We start from the raw sequence: 5,281 nt of genomic DNA on the forward strand, positions 1-5,281 counted from the left end.
GGTGGCCAATGTGCGCCGTCACGCCACAACGGGCGAGCGTCCCGCCGTGTTGCTCGATGCTGAACGAGCGGCATTTCTGCCATTGCCGGCTCAAGTGCCTGTGCTCGTGGCGCCCGACAATCGCCGGGTGTTGCCCCGTGAGAGCCTGCAGCATCCGCTGGCGGTCTATGACACGTTCCCAGCAGTGAGATTGACCTGCCAAAACGGGCACCAATTCTTTGGATAAGAGGGCGCTCATTCCGACGCTGATGGACTCGATGACACAGCTTCGTCACTGGCGCTATTGAAGGAGGTTCGCCAGCGGCTGCATCAGATCAGTGCCGCCACCACTGACCAGCTGCTGCGTGAAGTGCGGAAACACGCGTTCAAAGGTCACAGCCACCGCGCGGATGACGTGGGAGTGCGATTGGCCGTGCGGTGCCTGAAGGCCCCTGATGAGCGGCCGTTGGTGCTGAAGTTGCGATCTCTACGATGTGCGCGGCATAGTGACAATCCGATTCTTTAAACACCGACATCTTTTCGATCGAAGTCAATGTCCGAGTAGGCTAGCATAATAAGTATTCTATGGAGATGCTTAGTAGATCATCGGCTGACTGATTTCAAATGATATTCGTCTGAATGCCGGAAGGAACTTCCTGGTTGTACATCGATCGCGATCTTCTCCAGTTGACGCATTGGGTATAAATATGAGCGTATCACTACAAACATTTCAACGAGCGTTCGGCTCACTCTCCGCGGACAATGGCAGACCGGGGATTGCAAAGTCGGGCGGCGACTATTGGGTTTCCCCTGGCCGAGCAGTTGTACATAGCCTCGCATACTTTTTTGGGGGCATTCTTGGCGGCATAATATTCAGTATTCTCGATCGAATCCATAAGCATATAACGTCGCGCGAAAAGCAACACATTGTCTCTCAGGTGGTCCTCTGTCTCCATGAAGAGTTGGCTAAGAATCCGGCTGCGACTGAAATTGTTGCAAGAGTTGGAGACGAAATTTTGGCTGTCTCAAATCAAGGCGACGATCTAAAGATTTCATTCAAAGGGCAACAATTTTGTATTCGCAATTTGGATCTCGTCACGTTCGGCGGCTACCTGCTCGCGGAAATATCCGATCTTGCTGCCGATGTAGATGCTTATAAAGATTATTTCGATGGGAAGTATTTCCAAATCATAGAGGTACTTTCTAATGATATTGCTGATGGGGCGCGTAATGAAATCTTTGTTGCAATATCAAAAGATCTGCTTAAGCAGTTAGTCACTGGTGAATCGCCAGTCAAGGTTATTCTCCCAGACAATCGCCAACTGACCATTACCGAAATGGCCGGTGGAGTAAATTTAGACCTAGGCGGCGTCTGTCGATTCGTTCAAGGCGTAAACTTGCGAAGACTGGGCGCTCAAATTGCAGAGGAAATGTTGAGTTGCCGCCGATCCTTTAACTTGAAATCCTGCGACTACGAATTAATTGCGAAATTGGCGTCTACGCCCAATTCGAACGATTTTACAGGCTGCAAACGAGTCGAATCATATATAAAGGAGTATAGGGAGAGTATTCACAATGCGGAGATTTCTTGCGGCTTTCTCGATGACTCGTTCAAGCAGTGCCCCATCGACGACTCGGATGACGCATTCCGAATAGAAAAGGATAAAGCGACGATAGGCTTTTTCAAAAAGAGCAATCGCCATAATGCCGGCGACGCTGGATTTGTTTCCGGGATAGACCGAAACAATGCGCGGCTGGGTAATAGAAGTGTCTTTACTTGGAACCTATGTAATCGCCTCGGTTTCGATGTTATTCCGGAGACGAAATTTGCTCATTTCGACGGTGAGTTTGGTTATATCCAAGCTGTGGCGACTGGGGTGCCAGCCTTCCACGCCGGCAAAGAATGCTTCGATCGAATTATGGAGGATCCGCAGCTAATTAAAAAGATGTTCGATCTGCAACTTCTCGATGCGATCACAGGACAGGCAGACCGCCATGCGGCAAACTACTTCATAGATGTGGAAGGCCACGCAGTATGGGGAATCGATAATGATCAGTGTGCCGGAGAGCTCGTGCGCCATCCGAACTACCTGATTTATGCGCAACACGGGGTGGCAGAACTAGATCCGGAACTCGAGCGGCATCCAAACGGAGTCCTTCTCAAAGATGCAAAGGACGTTCTAAAGGAGAGTGCCGGCTCTGCGGTTCGAGGAGTTTGGTTGCCTCCGGTAATGGATCACGATCAAATTGCCTCGATCAAACGCCTTACCGGTGATGAAGTTGAAAGTTGTATGCGTGACTGCGGTTTAAGCGGAGGCGGTGAAATTTCTTCGGCAAAAGCACGGCTACAATCGCTTAAGCAGCACATCAATGTATTGGAGATCCGTCAGCAAAATGGTCACCTTTCGATCATCGATCCAGATGATTGGGCCTTACAGACGACACGGGATCGACTCATTCCGCAGACCCAGTCTACTAGTCAAAATATTACGTTGAATACGAATTATCTGCAACGAGATGTAGCAATTTGGGCCTATTAATCTATGTCGTAAGATTTATCAGTGGGAATGGATCTGCACGTAAGAATATGAAAGCCACGAAAGCCGCGCCCGAAACGTCTCCGTTCGACGTGTACCCGTCAATGGGCGAGTCTCGCGGCAAGACGCAGAGCGTAGGTCCGAAATTGAGAGAGTGGGGGCGGGCGGCGAGTTCGAGGCGGCCAATTCGCCTACCGGATAAAGCAAACCATGATTGCGGCAACGCATTGGCGAGACAATCGAGTGTCACGCGCGACCGTTTTTTCGGAGCCCGACGGAATAGTAGGTCACGTCGTAGTCAAAAACTGCAGTCCGTGCCGCATCGGGTCCAAGACGGTCTGCTCACTGAGTAGATGTGCTCAGAGCGCGAATGTTCGTAACGGCTGCCAAGTTTCGGTCAGAAGGGAGGAGTCCGGCTTCGGGGGATTGATGCGAGCAAATGATGCGCCTAACAACGAAAACATACGACTGATGATGTCCTTGGCTCTGCCACCGAAATTAGGTAATAAAATGAACACCGAGGCCTCCTCGGCGGCATTTGCTGACGTTCGACGACAGCGATGTCGGATTTGCTACGCCGCCCAGAACCAACGGGTGGCATAATCTCCGCTCAGTTAAGGGATCCGAAATTCGCGGGCAATGTCAATTCATCGTCGTAGCCCATGGCCTAATGTGCAGGCTGTCGAACTCAAGACGCCTGAATAGGTTGACTGGTAAGGTAAGCGCGAATTATCATGCACCACGGCGGACCATTGATGATCTATGCTCGATCACATTGACCCAGATGCGTCGTGCCGACCACTGGTCCAGTGAAGCGTGGCGACTGCTTCATCGTAAGCGCGTCCTCAATCTCGCAATTAACCACAGTCGTCGTGTGCAAGTTCATAGCCTAGCTGAATGTCAATCAGGCGTCGCATGCCGCGCCACACGACGGCATTGCCTGGCGGCGGGTCGCTGGCACGTGCAAGGTAAAGTGCCTGCATGGTGTGATCCTGCATAATAGAGAATAGCAGCGGAGACGCCCCTCGTTATCGGATTCTGGTAAGCGTGCTCCAGCAGGGCGACATGTGCCCTCGGTCACAATTCGGCGTGCTCGCAGGGTTGTGGGTCCAACTCTCAAACGGGTTCAGCGCACCAGATGATGGACCGACCTCGATCACCGCTGCCTTGTCATCGTATCCCGTCCCAGGTCCATTTGCAGCAGTAGTGCGCTTCATTCTTCGGGGTCGGGCAAGACCCGATGATCCACTCTCAAGAGTTGGAGCCTCCATTCAATCCGTGGCGGCTCACTCCAGGGGGCGCGACTCGACAGTCCGACGTTGTCAGATCTCGGAAATTTATGATATTCGGCGACTCTTTGCTAAAGCATTGCTTATACGAGCGTGATACGTTTTATGCCAGGAGGGAATGTATGGACGGAATGTGCGCCTGGATGCGAATTCGCCATAGCGATTGGAATGTTTTGAAGTAGAAGGGGCATCTCGAAATGATTTGCTGCGCGATACGAATTCGAAATAGGTATAAGCGCACCGATGTAGGGTAAAGGATCGACTTGATATCTTTTGACGGATTTCTGCTTTTATCAATCTTAGAATGGTGAAATTATGACTTCAGTGACAAATCGGACTGTAGCCAGAGCGCTGAGTGGTATAGAAAGTGGTAACTCTTCTAGAAACCCGACTATAATCTTGCAAGGTAAAAATTTCGGGAATAAAGGCTGGGGAGTAGTTAAGGATATTATTCTGTCGATGATTACATTTGGTATTTATGCGGTGGTCAAAAATTCGAAGATGGACCAGAAGAGTACAGACCTTGAAGCTGTAGTGCGAGAACTCCATCAGCAGATGACATTGATGGGCGATCAGCAAACCGCAGTTGGAGTAAGTCTCAAAGACGGCAGAACGTTGTCCGTCATCGAGTCGGAGGTCGCGCAAGAAAAGAATTTGACGATTTTCCTTGGTGGCACACAATGCGTACGAATTGACGGAATGACGATCAAAGAATTTCAAATACATATAGATAAAGAGGTTTTAATGCTTGAGGCACGTTCGCTGAATGAGGATATAGCCTCGCTTAAGGGTGATTCACATGTTGAGCCGCACTGGACGTCGATGGTGCAGAATTCTAAATGGGTAGATGACAAGAGTGAATAATTCGTCGTCCCTGAACAATCCTCAAGGCCTTACGCGATAACGCGTCGCGCCGCAACCATGTTGAGCGAATTGCAGGAAACAGGCATATGAATGCTTGGATTCCTGCATTTTTTGACGAGGTGCGGATGGGTCCAAAGACGCCTGTGACGGAAGGGGATTTCTTCCGGCAGTCGCTGCGTGAGCAGATCAACATGAAGATCCGCTAGTCGGCTTGGCTGGTCTTATCAACTGGGACCGCTCAGGCACGTCGATGAGGGAGAACTTCGTTTCAAGCGGAGGGCGCCCAGCCACCTCACCGCGACTGATCGCTGGTCTGTTGCCGCCGCAGTGCGTTCGAGGAGCTCGATTGTCCAGCGCTCAGACCGCTGCCGGAGCGTCCTTACCAATACGCGCAATGGAAAGTTGCCTGTGTGGGCAAACGCCGGTTCAAGGCCACGACCGACAGCAACCACAGTCTGCCGGTCGCCCCGGACCTGCTGCAAGGTGACTTCTCTCCCGCTCGCCCGGATCAGGCCTGGAGTACGGACATCACCTACCTCTGGACTGACGAAGGCTGGCTTTACCTGACGGTCATCCTCGACCTGTTCAGCCGTCAGGTGGTGGGCTGGTCGA

2 protein-coding genes and 3 pseudogenes are annotated in these 5,281 nt (G+C 51.4%); all 5 read left to right on the forward strand.

The window, feature by feature from the left end:
- Positions 1 to 226 (forward strand): annotated as a pseudogene (locus IAG25_RS41295) (hypothetical protein); the annotation flags it as partial.
- Between the two features lie 460 nt (positions 227 to 686).
- On the forward strand, positions 687 to 2,519 hold the full coding sequence (locus IAG25_RS40780; RefSeq protein ID WP_187609852.1) for a hypothetical protein: 1,833 nt from the start codon (positions 687 to 689) through the stop codon (positions 2,517 to 2,519).
- A gap of 1,601 nt (positions 2,520 to 4,120) precedes the next feature.
- Positions 4,121 to 4,669: a hypothetical protein gene (locus IAG25_RS40785; protein ID WP_187609853.1), complete on the forward strand. Its 549-nt coding sequence runs from the start codon at positions 4,121 to 4,123 to the stop codon at positions 4,667 to 4,669.
- Between the two features lie 125 nt (positions 4,670 to 4,794).
- Positions 4,795 to 4,988, forward strand: a pseudogene (locus IAG25_RS40790) (IS5/IS1182 family transposase); the annotation flags it as partial.
- A 97-nt stretch (positions 4,989 to 5,085) separates the two neighbouring features.
- Positions 5,086 to 5,281: pseudogene (locus IAG25_RS40795) on the forward strand (DDE-type integrase/transposase/recombinase); the annotation flags it as partial.

It is taken from the genome of Caballeronia sp. EK, assembly GCF_014384845.1.
GTDB classification, from domain to species: domain Bacteria; phylum Pseudomonadota; class Gammaproteobacteria; order Burkholderiales; family Burkholderiaceae; genus Caballeronia; species Caballeronia jiangsuensis.

Coding starts and splice junctions, on each gene's coding strand:
- IAG25_RS40780 (WP_187609852.1), top strand. CDS start 687: ATGAGCGTATCACTACAAACATTTCAACGAGCGTTCGGCTCACTCTCC.
- IAG25_RS40785 (WP_187609853.1), top strand. CDS start 4,121: ATGACTTCAGTGACAAATCGGACTGTAGCCAGAGCGCTGAGTGGTATA.